Genomic DNA, 387 nt, shown 5'->3' on the forward strand with positions numbered 1-387 from the left:
CCGCCGCGCACCTGCGCGCCCAGGACGGCGAGACCCGGTCCAGGGGCCAGTTGCGGGCGGATGTGTTTACGGACCTGCTCGTGCACGCGGGGATGGATACCGGCCCGGCGGCCGGGATCCACGCCGAGCCGGCGGTCTCCGTCCCGGTGCTGTCTCTGCTGGGGCTGGGCGAGGAACCGGCGACGCTGGACGGGTTCGGTCCGATCCCGGCGGACGCGGCCCGGCAGTTGTGTGCGGATGCGAGGTCGTTTTACCGGATCCTGACGCATCCGGAGACCGGGGCCAGGCTTTCCTACGGCAGGACCCGGTACCGGCCGCCGGCGGATCTGGCCCGGATGGTGCGGAAACGGGACGAGGTGTGTCCGTTTGCCGGCTGCCGCAAACACG

General features: G+C 72.1%; 1 protein-coding gene. It reads left to right on the forward strand.

Annotated features, from left to right (window positions below; all coding sequences use genetic code 11):
* On the forward strand, window positions 1-387 hold a 387-nt coding region (locus AC5RWT_RS38080), incomplete at both ends, for a DUF222 domain-containing protein (protein ID WP_494084718.1).

This window comes from Arthrobacter sp. Dra40 (assembly GCF_059091905.1).